The organism is Oceanobacillus caeni (assembly GCF_042678465.1).
Taxonomy (GTDB): domain Bacteria; phylum Bacillota; class Bacilli; order Bacillales; family Amphibacillaceae; genus Oceanobacillus; species Oceanobacillus caeni.
Map to the genome: position 1 here is coordinate 1 of NZ_JBHTKV010000031.1, position 18505 is coordinate 18505.

Here is an 18505-nt window from a genome sequence, read left to right on the forward strand (position 1 = left end):
CGAACACAGAAGTTAAGCTCTCCAGCGCCGATGGTAGTTGGGGGTTCCCCCTGCGAGAGTAGGACGCCGCCAGGCAATATGGAAAGACAGGATATGATAGAAAAATCATATCCTGTCTTTTTTGCAGATAGGAAAACCACCATAGCGTCCAAGGGTATGCCACCGCCATTTATCATGAAAATGGATTTCTAGCCAAAAAAAGAAGTATAAACTTCAATTGTTTCTAGTTATACCAACATTACAACTGGTTCAAAAAAATTTGGCGGACTTTTAAAGGGGATACGCTATTAGGAAACGGTCGGAAAAAGTTGTTCCATAATTGTAAGGCTGAACAGAATCACATCCATCAGATACTTCATGATGTGAATATCAACTTACTTCTGTTCTTTCTTATATTTTTGGTAAGATAGGGCGTAAAATCTTGGAAGCTATAATAAATAAGAAAAGAATCTAGTATATCATCTTTAAATCAACAAACGGCTAAAAGCCCTTCAAAAAATAAAAATGAGGGGCCTGGCTTAGTGCTGCCTTTGTAGATTAGTATTTTTTATCCTATCTAAACGGGCAGTAAGACTCCCACCCACCTTAAGCTTCTGGGAAAACAAAAGGTGGGTGGGAGTCTTACTGCCCGTAAAGGTTCGGTAAGTGCGAATAACCATCAGTGGGGGATGAAGGAAAGCCTCACTAACGGAAGTCTTCTTTATACAAAGATATTTACTCTGTGATATTAATTTCATAATTAGGCAGAATTAGTACTTCTACGCGTCTATTTTTCTCCCTGTTTTCTGCACTTGTATTGGGAACAACAGGCTTGTTTTCACCATATCCTTTCGCACTAAACAGGGCAGGATCTAATTTCTCGTTTTCTAGGATAATTTGCATGAAATTAAGTGCTCTAGTTACACTTAGATCCCAATTTGATGCATAGCCAGAATTATGAATTGGCACATCATCACTATGTCCACTAATTACGATTTCATGCGGTGGATCGGCAACAAGTAAATTAGAAACCTCTCTTGCCACCTTTTCTCCATCTTTCTTCACTTCAGCACTACCAGAGTCAAAGAAGACATTATTTACAATCGTAATTAATAGTCCTTCATCCGTTAATTTGGTTCCTATATCCCCTTCAAGATGTTGCTCCTGGATATAGGTATTAATACTACCCTGAATGCCTTGCAACTTTTCAAGCTCGAGTTCACTACTTGTTTTACTTTTTTCTTTATTTTTATCATCTTCATCGTCTTCCTTTTGTGCTGTAGGTATCTCATTAGGTTGCTTATTCTGGTCTAGAATTCCAATTCCACCAGAAGAAAACTCACTTTCAAACACTTGGGAGAGTCGTTCGTATTTCTCAGCATTAATATCACTCATGGCAAAAAGTACAATAAATAATGCAACTAATAATGTCAACAAATCAGAATACGGAAGGAGCCATGATTCGCTGATGTGGTTACTTTTCTTTTTCTTTCTACGCATCATGATCCTCCCGTTGATTATTTTCTTTTTTTAGTTCAGCAAGTTCCTTTGTTGCGATAAATGCTCCTAATTTATCTCTCACCATCATCGCAGAGTTTCCATTAGCAACGGATAGAATTCCCTCTACTATCAGCTCTTTCTGCCGAATTTCTTGTTTAGACTTTTCTCGTAATTTATTAGCAAACGGATGCCATAAGACATATCCAGTAAAAATTCCTAATAATGTTGCGACAAAAGCAGCGGAGATTGCATGGCCTAGCTTCTCAATATCCGTCATATCCCCTAATGCAGCAATCAATCCAATTACGGCTCCTAATACTCCCAGTGTTGGTGCATAGGTTCCTGCTTGCGTAAAGATTGCCGCACCTTCTTCATGCCTTGCTTCCATTGCATCGATTTTTTCTATTAACACTTCTTTAATATAGTCGGGGGACTGCCCATCTACAACGAGTTCAATCCCGGATTTAATAAATGGATCATCCATGTTTGTTAATTGACTTTCCAAAGACAGTAGTCCTTCTTTACGAGTTTGATCTGCCATCTCTCCAAACGTTTGGATTAATTCTTTATTGTCCGTTTGCTTATTCTCCGTAAATAGTATTTTCAAGAGCGCTGGTACCTTTTTTAAAGTGTTCAGTGGAAAGGCAATAGTAACGGCTGCTATCGTTCCTAAAAGGATAATTAAGATGGCAGCTGGATTGACTAAGGCACCTAAACCAACACCTTTAAGTACCATCCCAATACCTATTGCAATTATCCCTAAAATTAAACCAATGACCGATGTTATATCCATTAGTTGTTATACCTCCTTAAAGTTTAACAATAGGTTGATTTTAATTAGCAACCTATCCCATAACTTATATATCGGTAAAAATAACAGGATAGTTGATAATAGGATTATATATTTTTCGTAAAGTCTGTTGTTAATCGGATACCGTATTCCGTCTATAACTTCTTCTGCAAAGACATTTTCAGCAATGTCCGTTCTTCTATGCAAAAATCTGTTCTATACGTTCATTCCCTAGAACATATTCTTAGTCAATTTTTCATCCTTCATTTTGAATACGCACCTTTAGATAGAAGCTACTATTAACAAAAGTTAACATTGACTTTAAATCTAGTTAATAGTTATCTGTTACATTAATAATTGTATTCACGGAGGAGAAGCATTTCATTAATCGGTAACTAGAATTCCAATTTTAAAAACAATGGGGGAATGGGAATATGAAGAAGGTTTCGTATTTATTAATATTCATTGCGATGATGCTTTTACTAGTGGCTTGTGGAGATGGTGAGGCAGCTAATTCAGACCGTGATGGCCCAATTGAAATTACATATTGGTATGCATGGGGAGATAAGATTGGGGAAAACAATGAAAATCTAGTGAAACAATTTAATGAAATGCAGGATGAAATCCATGTTACTGCGGAATTCCAAGGTAACTATGATGAGTTACAATCAAAAACACAAGCAGCGTTTGCAGCTGGTAATGCTCCTGAAGTAACACAAAATGAAATTTCTTCAATTGAAACATTTGCAAAATCCGATATGATCCAAGATTTATCAAAATTTGTGGAAGAAGATGCGGAAGAAATTAACATGGAAGATTTTAATCCTGGTTTAATGGGGAACTCTTATGTAGATGACAAGCTCTATGGCCTTCCTTATTTAAGAAGTACTCCTATTGTCTATATTAATAAGACGATGTTTGAAGAAAAAGGGATTGACCCTGAGTCTATTCAAACTTGGGAGGATTTTCAATTAGTAGCAGAAAAATTAACAGATGATGAACATGTTGGGATTTCGATGCCGGTAGATATTTGGTTCTATGAGGCATTTGTTGCTCAAGCTGGTGGAGAAATGTTCGATAAGAATGGAAAGATTGCTTTTAACGGAGAAAGTGGAGTAGAGGCTCTAAATTTTTGGAAGGAAATGGTGATAGAGGGAAGGATGCGTGTTCCAGGTGGAGAACCACAACAAGCAGCTGACATGGCAAGACAGGATTTTGCTACTGGTCGTGCGGGAATGTATTTCTCTTCTACAGCTGACTTAACTTTAATGATGCAACTAGCGGAAGAAAATGGGTATAAATTAGAAACGATTATGTTCCCTGAAAATGAAAAACGTAGTGTCCCAACTGGTGGAGCGAATTTAGTTATGACTTCTGGATTGGATGAGAAAAAACAACAAGCTGCATGGGAGTTCATTAAATTTATGACTGCTCCAGAACAGACCGCTTATGCAAGTAGCTACACTGGATATTTGCCAAGCAGACTTTCTTCTGTGGAATCTGATACGATGCAAGAGCTCTATGAGGAAAAACCGCAATTTAAAGTTGCGGTAGACCAATTACAATATGGAAATGCCCGCCCAATGATTGAAGGATATCCTGAAGTACAAAAAATTCTTATAGAAGAAATTCAACGTTTAATGCTTGATACAAGCCTAGATGCACAGGATGTGTTAGATCAAGCCGCTGAGCGTTCAGCAAGTTTGATTAAATAAATGGTTTCACATAGGAACGGGCGTTTTGTGTCACGTTCCTATGTATCAATTTAACGTTAAGGGGTTATAACATGGCTAAAATCCAATTAAAAAATGTATCGAAAGTATATGGGAATAACAAAGTAATGGATGACATGAATTTGGAAATTCAAGATGGATCGTTTACTGTTTTGGTTGGTCCTTCAGGATGTGGGAAATCTACGACACTACGACTTATCGCTGGTTTGGAGGAAGTTACTTCTGGTGAAATTTGGATTGGCAATCATTTAGTGAATGAAGTGGCGCCTGGGAAAAGAGGAATTTCCATGGTTTTTCAAAACTATGCATTATACCCAACGATGACGGTGCAAGGGAACATCGAATTTGGCCTGGAAAATATGAAAATACCAAAAGCAGAGCGGAAAAAGATGGTAGATGAAATCGTGGAGATTGTGGACCTTACCGAGTATTTAGATAAAAAGCCACAAAACTTGTCTGGTGGACAGCGTCAACGTGTAGCATTAGCTCGAGCAATGGTAAAAAAGCCAAATGTCTTTATTTTTGATGAACCATTATCTAATTTAGATGCGAAATTACGGGGGCAAATGCGGACGGAGTTAATCCAATTACACAAACGCTTAGGAACTACTTTTATTTATGTGACTCATGATCAAGTGGAAGCAATGTCGATGGGAGATGAGATTGTTATTTTAAATAAAGGTCACATTATGCAGCAGGCAGCACCGATGGAAGTGTATCATAATCCGGCAAACCAATTTGTAGCGCAATTTATCGGTACACCAGCAATGAATGTTATATCAATCGCAATGTTAGAAGGAAAACTTGGAAAGATAATCGATGAGCGAATTTTTTACATTGGTTTTAGGCCGGAACATGTGGAAATACAAACAGCAGAGGAAACGACTTCCGGAATACATCTACCTTGTGAATTGTTGACAATAGAAACACTGGGATCTGAAACATTGTATTTGGTGAATAGCGATGCAGGGCAGTTTCAAGTAAAAAGCTTTAACAACCCATTAATGAATACAGAAAAAATTCATGTCACCATTCCATTTGATAAATTGTATTACTTTGACACACAGGGTAATCGGGTTTATGTGGATGAACTTCCTTTTGAAAGTATGGGTAAAGAGGTTAGGGGAGAGGTGCTCATATGAAAGTAGCGAAGTGGCGCCCATACCTTTTAATCACGCCCGCAATCATCGTTTTTTTAGTATTTTTCATTCAACCGATTTTTTACATGATTTATTTAAGCTTTCATGATTGGAATTTCATTAGTCCTGATAAAACATTTGTTGGCCTTGAAAATTTCAAAGCATTGCTATCGGATCCGATGTTTTTGCAAGTAATTCGCAATACGTTGATGTACACCTTTTTCACGGTGTTGTTTTCAATTAGTATTGCGCTCCTTATGTCTATTTGGTTAAACAGGCGAGGCTGGATGTACAGCTTTGTTCAAGGTGCGGTTTTCAGTCCACATATTATTTCCCTTGTATCGATTGCGATGCTGTGGATGTGGATTATGGATGCGGACTATGGTTTACTAAACTGGATTTTAAGTTTGGTTGGGATGGATAAAGTGCCATGGCTAACGGATCCAAATACAGCTTTAGCTTCACTTATTATTATCGCGGTGTGGAAAAATATTGGGTACTATACTTTAATTATTATTGCAGGATTACAAAGTATTCCAAAACATTTATATGAAGCGGCTGCCTTGGATCAAACTAGTAGCTTTCGACGATTTACGAAAATTACGTTTCCCATGTTATCGCCAAGCATATTTTTCCTAACAATTATTGGTATTTTGGACTCCATTAAGGTGTTTGAAACGATCAGCATTATTACAAAGGGTGGACCGCTTAACTCAACGAATACCCTTGTGTACTACATATATGAAAATGGTTTTATCTTCTTTAAAATTGGCTATGCTTCTGCAGCTGGTGTGATATTATTAGTCATTCTAAGCATTGTTACATTGATTTATTTTAAAGTTCTAGGTAAAAGAGTTCATTATCAATAGAAGGGAATGTATACGTTGAAAACATCCTTACCTATAAAAATATTGAATGTGATTGGTTTGATTGTGGTCGTTATTATCTTCGCTATGCCGTTTATCTGGATGATTTCCACAAGTTTAAAAACATTAGGAGAAACGATGATTTTTCCACCAAAATGGCTTCCAGATGAACTTATATGGGAAAACTTCATGGAAGCATGGAATTCCGGGCCATTTCTGCAATATTTTATAAATAGTGTCATTGTTTCGGTTGGTATTTTAATGTTGCAATTTATTACGGTAATTCCTGCTGCATATGCATTTGCAAGGTATGAATTTCGCTGCAAAAATATCTTGTTTGGGTTAGTTATGGTGACTATGATGATTCCTGCTCAACTTATTTTCTTGCCTGTGTTTTTAAATTTAAGTGAATGGCGGCTTCTTGATACCTTATGGGGATTAATCTTGCCATTTGCGACAAGTGCATTCGGGATTTTCATGTTGCGCCAAACGTTTAAGCAAGTTCCGGAAGAATTATTAGAAGCGGCACGTTTGGACAATTCATCGGAGTTTAAAATAATGATGAAAATGATGGTGCCAATGGCCAAACCAACATTAATTACATTGGGGCTATTCAATTTTATTACACACTGGAACGATTATTTCTGGCCACTTGTTATGACAACAACGGAAAGGGCACGTACCCTTCCTGTTGGAATTGCGCAGCTGCGCCAAGTGGATGGTGGTGTCGCGTGGAATATTTTAATGGCCGGTAACGTTATTCTAGTTATCCCGATTTTGATTACTTTTTTCTTTGCACAACGTCAAATTATTCGGGCATTTACGTATACAGGGGTTAAGTGAATAAGGGAAGTGGGCTTTGAGAAGAGGCTCACTTTTTTCTAAATAACTTTGTAGTCGCTAAGATCTAATCTTTTCTAAAAAACCAAGGCACCGAGTAGGGGCCTTGGTTTATCTTAGACATATAAAGTTTTCCTAATTATTTTTTCCCGGTTTGGTGTGGTGCCAATACCTAGAGGATTCAATTGAAAATGATTCATGTTTGAACCGATTATTTCCGCAAGTCCCCTTAGTTCTGAGTTCCCTATATGAATAGATTGAATGGATATTTCTTTATCATCTATTTCCAATAAGCGGATACTTTGATCATCTAGTACAGCACTTGTTTGAACAAAGGTCCAGTTATCTATCGTTTCAATCGAATCTTTGTGATTATGGCCATTTATATAAATTCCGTTCCCTTTCTTTTTACGTAAAATATTAATAATGGGTACTTCAGGTACGATTGATAGGTATGGATAATTCGAATTTGCTGTTGTGTCGTAAACCGGATGGTGGGCCAAGATAACTACAAGTTTTTCCTCACTTTGTACAAGTTCATCTTCCAACCATTCTAACTGCTCGTCGCTTAAGTAACCGCTATGGTCTTCATGATTGTGATCACGGGCCGTTTCTAAGGAGATAAGGTTTACTTGATCGGTCTCAATCGAAATATTTTGTTTCATATTGGAAATGTTTAATGCCTCTACTCTTGGAATACCGTATAAATCATGATTGCCAAAAGTGTGAATAAATGGTTTATCGTATTTTCGAATGATTTCATAGACTTCATGCCATTCGTCATCTTTTCCAAAGTTGGTTAAATCACCGAGGGAAACATAGTAATCTGCTTTAATTTCAAAAAAGGATTGAAGAAATTTAGCATAAAATTCATCTCTAGCTTCTTTTACCTCCTTATCTTTATGAATCATAGATGGGTAATGTAAATCTCCAAAAATAGCAATTCTCAAAATTATCCTCTCCTTATTTTTTGTTATCTTCATTATAGCGGTGGAATATTAACGGAAAGTGGATAATGTGTTAAGATTGGTTAAAGTTAATAGAAATTGGTATCATCAGTTTGATTCTAAAAACTTTATTGACAGAACAGTAAGCAATATGGTATATTATATTGGTCCTATTTGATTAGGGTTGTGTATGAGTAACCTCATAAGCACATGGTATCTTTAAGGACATGCATATCATAAAATATCTCTCATATCGCGGGGTGGAGCAGTCTGGTAGCTCGTCGGGCTCATAACCCGAAGGTCATAGGTTCAAATCCTATCCCCGCAACCAAAATATTCCAATTAACTTCGTAAGCTAATTAGGAATCAAGTATGATTAAACGACTCATCTTTATGAATATTCTCTTGTAGCGGAAATTTACTATAAAGGAAATGACCGCCATTTTTAAATAAGATTACTTTTAAATACACATGATTTAATCATAAAATCATGTGTTTTTTAGTATTCAAAATAAATAATTAAGCTATTTTTATACACACTGAAAAACATAATAAATCGGTATTAAAATTCCTTACTTTGCCACATTAATTTTTTCTTTTCTTATTCTTTTTGCTATCATTAGGGTAGTTTGAATAAAATAGTTTAAGTTCTTGAGATAGAGCTAAGGTATAAAAAGTAGGTGAATAAGTGAGTAAACACCAAATGGTTTCGAATAGTGCGGAAGAAACTAAATTAATAGGAGAAAGATTGGCTTCTTTACTTGAAGCAGGCGATGTTTTAACACTTGAAGGTGACCTAGGGGCTGGAAAGACAACATTCACCAAAGGAATTGCAAAAGGCTTAGGGGTAAAACGTACAGTCAATAGCCCAACTTTTACCATTGTGAAGGAATATGAGGGTAGGCTACCATTGTATCACATGGATGTGTATCGATTAGAAGATTCCGATGAGGATATTGGATTTGACGAATATTTCAATGGTAATGGCGTGTCTGTTGTTGAATGGGCTCAATTTATCGAGGAATATTTACCGACAGATCGACTTGATATAAGAATAAAATATAATGGGGATTCGAGGATTTTAGAGTTTTTGTCGAATGGTTCCCATTTTGAATCTATCATTAATGAATTGATGAGTTAGGAGTTACAATATATGAACGTTCTTGCAATTGATACGTCTAATCAAGCAATGGGTGTTGCTCTATTAAAAGATGATGAGATAATTGGAGAAATGGTTACGAATATAGCAAAGAATCACTCCGTTCGCCTAATGCCTGCCGTTGAGAAATTGATGACGGAAGTCTCACTAACACCAGATCAATTAGATAAAATTGTCGTAGCTAAAGGTCCAGGTTCTTATACTGGAGTTCGTATTGGGCTTTCCATAGCTAAATCAATGGCTTGGGCTTTGGGAATTCCTGTAGTAGGTGTCTCAAGTTTGGAAGTACTTGCCTATCAAGGAAGATTTTTTGATGGATATGTATTCCCATTTTTTGATGCTAGGCGGGGGTTGGTTTATACGGGTATTTATCAATCCCAAGGTTCTAGGTTGAGATTAGTATATGAAGAAAAGAATTTATCAATGGAAGATGCTTTATTGAAGTTAAAAGAAGATCATAAAAAGGTATTATGTTTGAGTCCTGATATAATCAAACATAAGGATAGTATTCATCGTGTTTTAGGAGATTTAGCAATCATTCCAGAAGGGCCTTTTCATATAGCGAATCCAGGATTCTTAGGTTTAGCTGGGTTATATAAAGAAGCGGATCAGACCCATACATTAACACCAAACTATTTAAGATTGGCAGAGGCTGAGGCCAAATGGCTACAAGCGCAAAAGGAAAATAAGTAAAAATGGCAGAATTGGTTATTCGAGAAATGATATTTGCTGATGTGGAGCAGGTAATGGAAGTGGAAAAAGCATCCTTTACGACACCATGGACAACAGATATCTTTTATAAGGAATTAATAGATAATGAACATGCGTATTACTATGTTATGGAGATAGATAAGAAAATTGTCGGGTTTGTAGGAATGTGGATTGTGATAGACGATGCACAAATTACAAATCTTGCTATTCTACCGGAGTATAGAGGTAAAAAACTAGGTGAAAAACTATTCAAATTTGTCATGCAATGGCTTCAAAGTGTCCAGGTGAAGAGACTTTCTCTTGAAGTACGTGTGTCCAATATAGCTGCACAAAAGTTATACCGTAAGTTTGGCTTAGTACCCGGTGGGATTCGGAAAAATTATTATACGGATAGCGGAGAAGATGCTATTGTCATGTGGGTGAATATAGTATGAGTAAAGACACAATTATATTAGGAATTGAGACAAGTTGTGATGAAACAGCCGTTGCCATTGTGAAAAATGGGACGGAGATTATTTCTAACGTTGTTTCTTCTCAAATTGAAAGTCATAAGAGATTTGGAGGAGTTGTACCTGAAATTGCCTCCAGGCACCATGTAGAACAAATGACACTAGTGTTAGAACAAGCATTTGATGAAGGACAGATTACTTGGAATGAAATTGATGCAATTGCTGTTACAGAAGGTCCAGGGCTAGTAGGGGCTTTGTTAGTAGGGGTAAATTCAGCTAAGGCTTTGGCTTTTGCAAAACAAAAACCTTTAGTTGGTGTGCATCACATAGCTGGTCATATATACGCAAATCGTTTGGAACAGGAGTTTGATTTCCCTCTATTAGCATTAATTGTTTCTGGTGGACATACAGAGCTTGTCATTATGAAAGAGCATGGACAATATGAAGTTATTGGAGAAACTCGTGACGATGCTGCTGGTGAAGCTTATGATAAAGTAGCGCGTATGCTAGGACTTCCCTATCCAGGTGGTCCACACATTGATCGATTAGCACATGAAGGAAAAGAGACAATTGATTTTCCACGTGCTTGGTTGGAAGATGGAAGTTATGATTTTAGTTTTAGTGGATTGAAATCAGCAGTTATTAACAAAATCCACAATGCCAAACAACGTGGTGAAATGTTAAAAGACGAAGATATCGCTGCTAGTTTTCAGGCAAGTGTAGTAGAAGTACTTACCAAGAAGACGTTAAGAGCAGCAAAGGAATACAAGGTAAAACAGGTAATTGTTGCAGGAGGCGTTGCAGCAAATAAAGGGTTAAGAACAGCTTTGGCGAATGCTTTTTCCGAAACGGATATCCCTTTATATGTTCCTCCATTATCGTTATGTACGGATAATGCAGCAATGATTGCAGCAGCTGGAACGATTAATTACTGGAATGGAAAACGCGCAGGTCTCGATTTAAACGCTAATGCTTCCTTGTTATTAAAATAAAACGAGTTATCAACAATATTGTGGAAAAGTTGTGTAAAACTTAGTATAAAAGCACTTTGTGTGTGAATAACCTTTGTGGGTAACATCGGTTGATTTTGTGGATAATGTGTATAAACATGTTCACAATTAGATATTACAGGGAATTTTGAGATTTCCTCTTGTGGATAAGTGAATTGTCATCCTTTGAAAGGTAGTTATCCACAAACGTAATGGGAGTGAAATCTTTTTACTGTCATTTTCGTCTAGTAACTTGTACTATAATTCGATTTAGATTAGAAATTTGGTGATTGTTAAATGAATAAGAAACAATCTTATTATATGCAGACAGATTTAATTATGTTATTTATCCTATTTGTCTGTGTTAGTTTATTAGCAATTTATAATGCACAACAACTTGAACAGTATGGTGGAGAAAATTTTGTTCTTAAACAAGTTGTTTGGTTTACAATCGGTGCATTAATAGTAGCAGCAGTACAGTATTTTGATTTAGAACAGATTTATAAAGCAAGTCTATATATTTATATTGGTGGAGTTGCTATTCTGGCTTTATTATTAATAAGTCCAGATTCCATAGCTAAGCCTGTAAATGGAGCAAAAGCTTGGTTCACGCTACCAGGGCTATCTTTACAACCCGGAGAATTCGTGAAAATCACGACGATTTTATATCTTGCACGAGTCACTAGTCATCATAAAGAAAAATATGAAGCTAGTAATTTAAAAACGGATTTTATGTTACTGTTAAAGTTAATTGTCGTTACCGCTATTCCTGTTTTTTTGATTATGGAGCAACCAGACTTCGGGACAGCAATGGTGTACTTGTTCATATTAGGTATGATGATTATCCTTTCCGGTATTAGTTGGAAAATTATTTTGAGTTTAATTGGCGCAGGAGCTGCAGCCGGCGGGTCATTGCTCTGGTTTATTATAAAATTCCCGGATATTGCACAAGAAGTGATAGGAATTCAACAATATCAAGTAAACCGTATTCTTACCTGGTTTGATCCTACGCAAACGAGTAGTGATGCAAATTGGCATTTTGATCGTGCTCATATGGCCTTGGGTTCAGGACAGTTAATGGGTAAAGGACTGAATGGTATAGAAGTTTATTATTCCGAAGCGCAGACGGACTTTATTTTTTCTGTGATAGGGGAAAGCTTTGGATTTATTGGTAGTGCACTTGTTATTTTCCTATACTTTATTCTTTTGTATAAGTTGGTTACGTTAGGTTTAAATATAAACAAGCATTCTTCATTTGGTTCTTATTACAGCTTTGGAATCCTTAGTTTAATTCTCATTCATGTCTTTCAAAATATTGGAATGACATTAGGGATTATGCCGATTACCGGTATTCCATTGTTGTTAATAAGTTATGGAGGAAGTTCGGTTTTATCCACAATGATAGGACTGTCTGTGATCTATCGAATATCTGTGGAACAAACGATTCAAAATGATTATTTGTTCAAATAAGCAAAGGCGGAAGCGCCCGTTTCTTAAGACAAGATCTAAATAAGCTAAATTTATATATTTTCTTACTTAATAAAAATAGTGTTGGAGCTAAATAAAAAGACGGTGGTATCTTTATTACATACCACCGTCTTTTTATATTTCTTCTTGTAATGTCGTCCATTCTTCCATATATTCTTCAACGTTATTTTTTAATGCTATCATTTTTTCGTTTAATTCAAAGGATTTTTCGTGGTCTTGGAAGATTTCTGGTTCCGCCATTTTTTCCTCTATTTCGGATATTTTTAGTTCTAATGAGTCGATGAGTTCCTCTAATTCTGTAATTCTTCTTTGTTTTTTTCGCAATAAACTTTGCTGCTGCTTATCTAATTTAAAATTCCGCTTTTTATCTTCTGTGTTCTGAATCGGTTGTTTTTCCTGTTCTAATCGCTTGTGTTCAGCTTCTTCAGCTTTCTTTTCTAAATAGTAGTCGTAATCACCAAGATAGACAGAAATCCCGTCACGGTTCATTTCAGCAACTTGATCCGTTATTTTATTAATAAAATAGCGGTCATGCGAAACAAAAATAATGGTTCCCGGAAAATCAGTTAACGCAGCTTCTAGAACTTCTTTGCTGTCGATATCTAAGTGGTTAGTTGGTTCATCAAGAATAAGGAGATTAGCTTTTTGCATCATAAGCTTAGCAAGGGCGAGGCGTGCTTTTTCTCCTCCACTTAATGCTTGTACTGGTTTTAACACATCGTCCCCACTAAATAAGAAGTTTCCTAGAACCGTTCGGATGTCTTTTTCATTAATCGTTGGGTATTCATCCCACAGCTCATTTAAAACGGTTTTGGTTGAGGACAATTCCGCTTGTTCCTGATCATAGTACCCAATTTGTACGCCTGTTCCGATTTGGATATCACCAGAGGATTTTTTTAATTTGCCTAAAATGATTTTGAGCAAAGTTGTTTTACCAACCCCATTTGGACCAACAACTGCAATTCTCTCCCCGTGATTGACATCCAAATTAATATTGGAAAATAAATTCTCATTTTCTCCGTCATAACGAAAAGCGAGATTTTTAATTTTAAGTACATCATTCCCACTTCTTTTTGTGATTTGGAAGGAAAAAGAAGCTGATGATTCATCACCAAGAGGTCTGTCTATTCGTTCCATCTTTTCAAGTTGTTTTCTTCTACTTTGGGCCCGTTTCGTTGTGGATGCTCGTACAATATTTCGCTGGATAAAATCCTCCATTTTTTTGATTTCAGTTTGTTGCTTTTCAAATGCTTTTAAAGCTTGCTCATATTCCTGGCTTTTTTGATCCAGATATTTACTATAGGAACCATAATATTTCTTCGTTTTATGTCGAGAAATTTCATAAACAATGGAGACGGTTTTATCCAAGAAATAGCGGTCATGGGATACAATGACTACGGCTCCGGGATAACTATTTAAATAAACTTCTAGCCATGAAAGAGTGTCAATATCTAAATGGTTGGTTGGCTCATCTAGTATAAGTAATTGTGGTTTTAAGAGTAGTAATTTACCTAATGCTAGCCTTGTCTTTTGACCACCACTTAGATCGGTGATTAGTGTATCATAGTCATAATCTTGGAAGTTTAATCCGTTTAATACGGCTTTAATGTCAGATTCATATGTGTATCCACCGTTTGTTTGAAAATCAACTTGTAACCGATCATATTCTTTCAATAAATTGTTATAAGCTTCACTAGTAAAATCTGTTACTTGTTCCATCTTCTTTTCTACTAATCTTAACTGTTTTTCCTGTTCTAATAATGGGTTAAAAACTTCAAGCATTTCATCCCATATGGTTTTTCCAGATTCTAAAGCCATATGCTGGGAAAGATAGCCAATCGTTACATCTTTAGGTTTAATTAACTCACCTTCATCATAGGAAAGTTCGCCAGCCATTATTTTCAATAGCGTCGACTTTCCAGCACCATTTCTTCCGACAATGGCGATACGTTCCTTATCTTTAATTTCTATTTTAATATTGGACAGAATTTCTTCTGCACCAAAGGATTTCGATAGTCCATTCAGTTGCATCAGTATCATTGTGATTTCACCTCAATATCTTTCATTCTACCTTACCTACAAATATAGAAGCAACATAATTAATTTGTGAAAAACATCACGACTTTTTGTTGTAATTCTGCTAAAATGAAAGAGACTATAGAATAGATGATTATGAATTGAAGAGAGGAAAAGCAATGGATCAAAACAAAATACCACAAGCTACTGCAAAACGCCTGCCATTGTATTATCGTTTTCTAAATAATTTGAATCAGCAGGGAAAAAGACGCGTCTCCTCAAAAGAACTGAGTGAAGCGGTAAAGGTTGATTCTGCAACAATCCGTAGAGACTTTTCTTACTTTGGAGCTCTAGGTAAAAAAGGTTATGGATATAACGTAGAATACTTGTTGGGCTTTTTTCGAAGTACATTAGATCAACATGAAGTAACAGAAGTAGCATTGATAGGTGCGGGTAACTTAGGTACAGCGTTTTTAAAATATAGTTTCTTGAAAAATAATAATATACGTATTACAAAGGCATTTGATGCAGATTCATCGAAGGTTGGAAAAGATATTGACGGTGTACCTATCTTTCATGTAAGCGATTTAGAGGAAGAGTTAGAAAATATTCGTGTTGTAATTTTGACAGTACCCGCTTCAGAAGCCGAGGAAATTGCGGAGAAATTAGTTAATCTAGGTGTGAATGGAATTTTAAATTTCACTCCTGCAAGAATCACGGTTCCAAGTCATGTTCGTGTTCATCATATTGATTTAGCGGTTGAATTACAATCACTTGTATATTTCTTAAAACATTATCCATTAGAGAAAGAGTAGAAGGAGTAGCGGATTCGCTACTCCTTCTTTATTATCCTAGAAAAATCATTTGCAATTGGTCAAGCTGCCGTTGAATTTCCTCGGGTGTTAAGGAATATTGGGCAATGACGGTCGTTGTATTTAAAGCAGCATGAACAATGATTGGTGTTAAAATTCGCTTTGTTTTTACATATAAATAGGCAAACACAAACCCCATGGATGAATAGATAAGTATATGTTGAAACTCTCCATGAATTACTCCGAAAATAAAAGCAGAAAGAAGCGCTGAGATAAAAAAGTTCAGCCTTTTGTATAAACTTCCAAAAATAATTTTTCTAAAAATAACTTCTTCTAGAATTGGAGCAATAATGGCAGGTATAATCATAAACAAGGGAATGGTTCTAGAAATATCCATAATATTCTGTGTATTGCTAGACCCTGTTGAAATACCTAAAACTTTCATTTCAATTAACGATGCAAGCACTTGTACAAAATATGCCAAGAAATAACCGATGACCGACCACAAAATGATATTACTAGTTGTGGAAGCTTCCCGGTGAAGTGGCATTTTCATATCTGTTTTAAGAAGCAAGAGTGTAATAAGTAATGCTAAACAGAAACTGATAATACTCCAATAAATCACTATTTCCGTATAGGAATTCGGAAAGTAATTTAGGGCAATTAGTGCAGCGGGGAAGCTTGATAATTGTGTAATAATATACGTCAAAATGATATACCAATATCTTTTAGGCAATATAAAACGACTCCTTTTAATTAAGTATAGCGATGGTGTTAGTATAAGTATATGAACGACCTTTAATAGGTATAATGAGAAAGTTCATTTTTATAGAGAAAAATTTACATGTTTCTTCACATAGTTGTTATTTTAACATAGGTATTTTGTTTACTATAGTAAGAGGTGCTTCTGTTTATAAAAATATATAATTTTTTAATGAACAATGCTTGCATTTTTTTTAGGAATTCATTATTATATTAATTGTGATTAGCACTCGTTAATGGTGAGTGCTAATAAATAAATGTAAAATAAAAAATGGAATAGTCAAGGAGGCTAATGTACATGATTAAACCACTAGGAGATCGTGTTATTATCGAGCTTGTTGAACAAGAAGAAAAGACTGCAAGCGGTATCGTACTTCCAGACTCAGCGAAAGAAAAACCGCAAGAAGGTAAAGTTGTGGCGGTTGGTACTGGTCGTGTTTTAGATAATGGTGAAAGAGTACCCCTTGAAGTAGCTGAAGGTAACCAAATTATCTTCTCTAAATTTGCTGGTACAGAAGTTAAATACGAAGGTACTGAATACTTAATTTTACGTGAAAGTGATATCTTAGCTATCGTCGAATAAGTTGAGATCTTATAAAAATACTTAAATCAATTTAAGGAGGATGTTTCATGGCTAAAGAAATTAAGTTTAATGAAGACGGACGTCGCGCAATGCTACGTGGTGTAGACACATTAGCTAATGCTGTAAAAGTAACTTTAGGGCCAAAAGGTCGTAACGTTGTTCTTGATAAAAAATTCGGTTCACCTCTAATTACAAATGATGGTGTTACGATTGCTAAAGAAATCGAACTAGAAGATGCATTCGAAAACATGGGTGCTCAGCTAGTATCTGAAGTAGCATCTAAAACAAATGATGTTGCTGGTGACGGTACAACAACTGCTACTGTTCTAGCACAAGCAATGATTCGTGAAGGTCTTAAAAACGTAACTTCTGGTGCAAACCCAGTAGGAATTCGTCGCGGTATTGAAAAAGCAGTCGCAACTGCAGTAGAAGAATTACACAATATTTCTTCTTCCGTTAACAGCAAAGAAGAAATTGCACAAGTTGCTGCTATTTCTTCAGCTGATGATGAAGTAGGTCAATTAATTGCAGAAGCGATGGAACGTGTTGGTAACGATGGAGTTATCACAATTGAAGAATCTAAAGGTTTCTCTACTGAATTAGATGTTGTAGAAGGTATGCAATTTGATCGTGGATATGCTTCTCCATACATGGTTACAGACCAAGATAAAATGGAAGCTGTTCTAGAAGATCCATACATCTTGATTACAGATAAGAAAATCTCTAACATTCAAGAAGTTTTACCAGTGTTAGAACAAGTAGTTCAACAAGGTAAACCATTACTTATGATTGCGGAAGATGTAGAAGGGGAAGCTCTTGCTACATTAGTAGTGAACAAACTTCGCGGAACATTCAATGCTGTAGCTGTTAAAGCTCCAGGATTTGGTGACCGTCGTAAAGCTATGCTAGAAGATATTGCTATCCTAACTGGTGGGGAAGTAATTACTGAAGATCTTGGTTTAGATCTTAAGAGCGCTAGCATTGAACAATTAGGACGTGCTGCTAAGGTTGTTGTTTCTAAAGAAAATACAACAATCGTAGAAGGCTCTGGTAACCCAGAAGCTATCTCTAGTCGTGTAGCTCAAATCCGTGCTCAAGCAGAAGAAACTACTTCTGAATTTGATAAAGAAAAATTACAAGAGCGTCTTGCTAAACTTTCTGGCGGTGTAGCAGTAGTTAAAGTTGGTGCTGCAACTGAAACAGAATTGAAAGAACGTAAACTACGTATTGAAGATGCATTGAACTCTACTCGTGCTGCAGTGGAAGAAGGTATTGTAGCCGGTGGTGGTACTGCATTCCTTAACATCTACAACAAAGTTGCCGAATTAAAACTTGAAGGTGATGAAGCTACTGGTGTAAGCATTGTACTTCGTGCGATTGAAGAACCAGTACGTCAAATCGCTGAAAACGCTGGTTTAGAAGGTTCTGTTGTTGTAGAACGTCTAAAAGGCGAAAAACTTGGTATTGGATTCAACGCTGCAACAAACGAATGGGTTAACATGGTTGAAGCTGGTATCGTAGACCCTGCTAAAGTTACTCGTTCAGCACTACAAAACGCTGCATCTGTTGCTGCAATGTTCCTAACTACTGAAGCGGTAGTAGCGGACATTCCAGAAGAAAACGCTGGCGGCGGAATGCCTGATATGGGCGGAATGGGTGGAATGGGCGGCATGATGTAAACTTCCCTTTAAAACCTTGATATATAAGGGTTTTTGAGTGGTTGAAAGCTGAATGCTCATAAT

Annotated in this window: 17 protein-coding genes, 1 tRNA gene and 1 rRNA gene; 14 read left to right on the forward strand and 5 right to left on the reverse strand. The window is 36.3% G+C overall.

Annotation, left to right across the window (positions count from 1 at the left end; all coding sequences use genetic code 11):
- A 5S ribosomal RNA gene (rrf, locus tag ACFQ18_RS18105) occupies nt 1-75 on the forward strand; the annotation flags it as partial.
- Nucleotides 76-714: 639 nt separating this feature from the next.
- Here the strand turns inward: rrf and motB are convergent.
- Both motB and motA read right to left on the reverse strand, forming a co-directional pair.
- A complete protein-coding gene (gene motB, locus ACFQ18_RS15700; RefSeq protein WP_204798633.1) occupies nt 715-1482 on the reverse strand; it encodes a flagellar motor protein MotB in 768 nt (255 codons plus the stop codon).
- Nucleotides 1472-2272, reverse strand: coding sequence for a flagellar motor stator protein MotA (gene motA / locus ACFQ18_RS15705; RefSeq protein ID WP_060668716.1), 801 nt, complete (start codon nt 2270-2272; stop codon nt 1472-1474). Before motA ends, motB begins: the two co-directional genes overlap by 11 nt.
- Before the next feature lie 431 nt (nt 2273-2703).
- Between motA and ACFQ18_RS15710 the strand changes: the two genes are divergently transcribed.
- The 4 genes from ACFQ18_RS15710 (at nt 2704) to ACFQ18_RS15725 (ending at nt 6850) form a co-directional block, all read left to right on the forward strand.
- Nucleotides 2704-3984, forward strand: coding sequence for an ABC transporter substrate-binding protein (locus ACFQ18_RS15710; RefSeq protein ID WP_060668715.1), 1281 nt, complete (start codon nt 2704-2706; stop codon nt 3982-3984).
- 71 nt (nt 3985-4055) lie between these two features.
- Nucleotides 4056-5144 (forward strand): ABC transporter ATP-binding protein, encoded by a 1089-nt coding sequence (locus tag ACFQ18_RS15715; RefSeq protein WP_047185560.1) that lies wholly within the window; start codon nt 4056-4058, stop codon nt 5142-5144.
- Nucleotides 5141-6010, forward strand: coding sequence for a carbohydrate ABC transporter permease (locus ACFQ18_RS15720; RefSeq protein ID WP_047185559.1), 870 nt, complete (start codon nt 5141-5143; stop codon nt 6008-6010). Before ACFQ18_RS15715 ends, ACFQ18_RS15720 begins: the two co-directional genes overlap by 4 nt.
- Nucleotides 6011-6025: 15 nt before the next feature.
- A complete protein-coding gene (locus tag ACFQ18_RS15725) occupies nt 6026-6850 on the forward strand; it encodes a carbohydrate ABC transporter permease (protein WP_275276477.1) in 825 nt (274 codons plus the stop codon).
- Nucleotides 6851-6963: 113 nt separating this feature from the next.
- Here the strand turns inward: ACFQ18_RS15725 and ACFQ18_RS15730 are convergent, their stop codons facing one another.
- The gene (locus ACFQ18_RS15730; RefSeq protein WP_052771736.1) at nt 6964-7797 is read right to left on the reverse strand and encodes a metallophosphoesterase family protein; all 834 of its coding nucleotides are present in this window, start codon (nt 7795-7797) and stop codon (nt 6964-6966) included.
- Between the two features lie 251 nt (nt 7798-8048).
- Between ACFQ18_RS15730 and ACFQ18_RS15735 the strand changes: the two genes are divergently transcribed.
- The 6 genes from ACFQ18_RS15735 to ACFQ18_RS15760 all read left to right on the forward strand — a co-directional run bounded on the left by ACFQ18_RS15735 (nt 8049) and on the right by ACFQ18_RS15760 (nt 12572).
- Nucleotides 8049-8125 (forward strand) — tRNA-Met (locus tag ACFQ18_RS15735).
- A gap of 357 nt (nt 8126-8482) precedes the next feature.
- Nucleotides 8483-8935 (forward strand): tRNA (adenosine(37)-N6)-threonylcarbamoyltransferase complex ATPase subunit type 1 TsaE, encoded by a 453-nt coding sequence (tsaE, locus tag ACFQ18_RS15740; protein ID WP_047185557.1) that lies wholly within the window; start codon nt 8483-8485, stop codon nt 8933-8935.
- Nucleotides 8936-8947: 12 nt separating this feature from the next.
- A complete protein-coding gene (tsaB, locus tag ACFQ18_RS15745; RefSeq protein WP_204798634.1) occupies nt 8948-9646 on the forward strand; it encodes a tRNA (adenosine(37)-N6)-threonylcarbamoyltransferase complex dimerization subunit type 1 TsaB in 699 nt (232 codons plus the stop codon).
- Nucleotides 9647-9648: 2 nt separating this feature from the next.
- Entirely contained in the window at nt 9649-10098 is a 450-nt protein-coding gene (gene rimI, locus ACFQ18_RS15750) for a ribosomal protein S18-alanine N-acetyltransferase (RefSeq protein WP_047185555.1), read from the forward strand.
- Entirely contained in the window at nt 10095-11105 is a 1011-nt protein-coding gene (tsaD, locus tag ACFQ18_RS15755; protein ID WP_060668712.1) for a tRNA (adenosine(37)-N6)-threonylcarbamoyltransferase complex transferase subunit TsaD, read from the forward strand. Before rimI ends, tsaD begins: the two co-directional genes overlap by 4 nt.
- 294 nt (nt 11106-11399) lie before the next feature.
- Entirely contained in the window at nt 11400-12572 is a 1173-nt protein-coding gene (locus ACFQ18_RS15760; protein ID WP_060668711.1) for an FtsW/RodA/SpoVE family cell cycle protein, read from the forward strand.
- 132 nt (nt 12573-12704) lie between these two features.
- Here the strand turns inward: ACFQ18_RS15760 and ACFQ18_RS15765 are convergent, their stop codons facing one another.
- Nucleotides 12705-14630, reverse strand: coding sequence for an ABC transporter ATP-binding protein (locus ACFQ18_RS15765; RefSeq protein WP_204798635.1), 1926 nt, complete (start codon nt 14628-14630; stop codon nt 12705-12707).
- A 155-nt stretch (nt 14631-14785) separates the two neighbouring features.
- Here ACFQ18_RS15765 and ACFQ18_RS15770 point away from each other — a divergent pair, with 155 nt between their 5' ends.
- A complete protein-coding gene (locus ACFQ18_RS15770) occupies nt 14786-15421 on the forward strand; it encodes a redox-sensing transcriptional repressor Rex (protein ID WP_047185551.1) in 636 nt (211 codons plus the stop codon).
- Nucleotides 15422-15452: 31 nt separating this feature from the next.
- Here ACFQ18_RS15770 and ACFQ18_RS15775 read toward each other — a convergent pair whose 3' ends face one another.
- Nucleotides 15453-16154, reverse strand: a complete 702-nt coding sequence (locus ACFQ18_RS15775; protein ID WP_060668709.1) for a CPBP family intramembrane glutamic endopeptidase — start codon at nt 16152-16154, stop codon at nt 15453-15455.
- Between the two features lie 324 nt (nt 16155-16478).
- Between ACFQ18_RS15775 and groES the strand changes: the two genes are divergently transcribed.
- Both groES and groL read left to right on the forward strand, forming a co-directional pair.
- On the forward strand, nt 16479-16763 hold the full coding sequence (gene groES, locus ACFQ18_RS15780; RefSeq protein WP_047185549.1) for a co-chaperone GroES: 285 nt from the start codon (nt 16479-16481) through the stop codon (nt 16761-16763).
- 47 nt (nt 16764-16810) lie between these two features.
- On the forward strand, nt 16811-18442 hold the full coding sequence (gene groL, locus ACFQ18_RS15785) for a chaperonin GroEL (RefSeq protein WP_060668708.1): 1632 nt from the start codon (nt 16811-16813) through the stop codon (nt 18440-18442).
- Nucleotides 18443-18505: the final 63 nt, after the last annotated feature.

Coding starts and splice junctions, on each gene's coding strand:
- motB (WP_204798633.1), bottom strand. CDS start 1,482: ATGATGCGTAGAAAGAAAAAGAAAAGTAACCACATCAGCGAATCATGG.
- motA (WP_060668716.1), bottom strand. CDS start 2,272: ATGGATATAACATCGGTCATTGGTTTAATTTTAGGGATAATTGCAATA.
- ACFQ18_RS15710 (WP_060668715.1), top strand. CDS start 2,704: ATGAAGAAGGTTTCGTATTTATTAATATTCATTGCGATGATGCTTTTA.
- ACFQ18_RS15715 (WP_047185560.1), top strand. CDS start 4,056: ATGGCTAAAATCCAATTAAAAAATGTATCGAAAGTATATGGGAATAAC.
- ACFQ18_RS15720 (WP_047185559.1), top strand. CDS start 5,141: ATGAAAGTAGCGAAGTGGCGCCCATACCTTTTAATCACGCCCGCAATC.
- tsaB (WP_204798634.1), top strand. CDS start 8,948: ATGAACGTTCTTGCAATTGATACGTCTAATCAAGCAATGGGTGTTGCT.
- rimI (WP_047185555.1), top strand. CDS start 9,649: ATGGCAGAATTGGTTATTCGAGAAATGATATTTGCTGATGTGGAGCAG.
- tsaD (WP_060668712.1), top strand. CDS start 10,095: ATGAGTAAAGACACAATTATATTAGGAATTGAGACAAGTTGTGATGAA.
- ACFQ18_RS15760 (WP_060668711.1), top strand. CDS start 11,400: ATGAATAAGAAACAATCTTATTATATGCAGACAGATTTAATTATGTTA.
- ACFQ18_RS15765 (WP_204798635.1), bottom strand. CDS start 14,630: ATGATACTGATGCAACTGAATGGACTATCGAAATCCTTTGGTGCAGAA.
- ACFQ18_RS15770 (WP_047185551.1), top strand. CDS start 14,786: ATGGATCAAAACAAAATACCACAAGCTACTGCAAAACGCCTGCCATTG.
- groES (WP_047185549.1), top strand. CDS start 16,479: ATGATTAAACCACTAGGAGATCGTGTTATTATCGAGCTTGTTGAACAA.
- groL (WP_060668708.1), top strand. CDS start 16,811: ATGGCTAAAGAAATTAAGTTTAATGAAGACGGACGTCGCGCAATGCTA.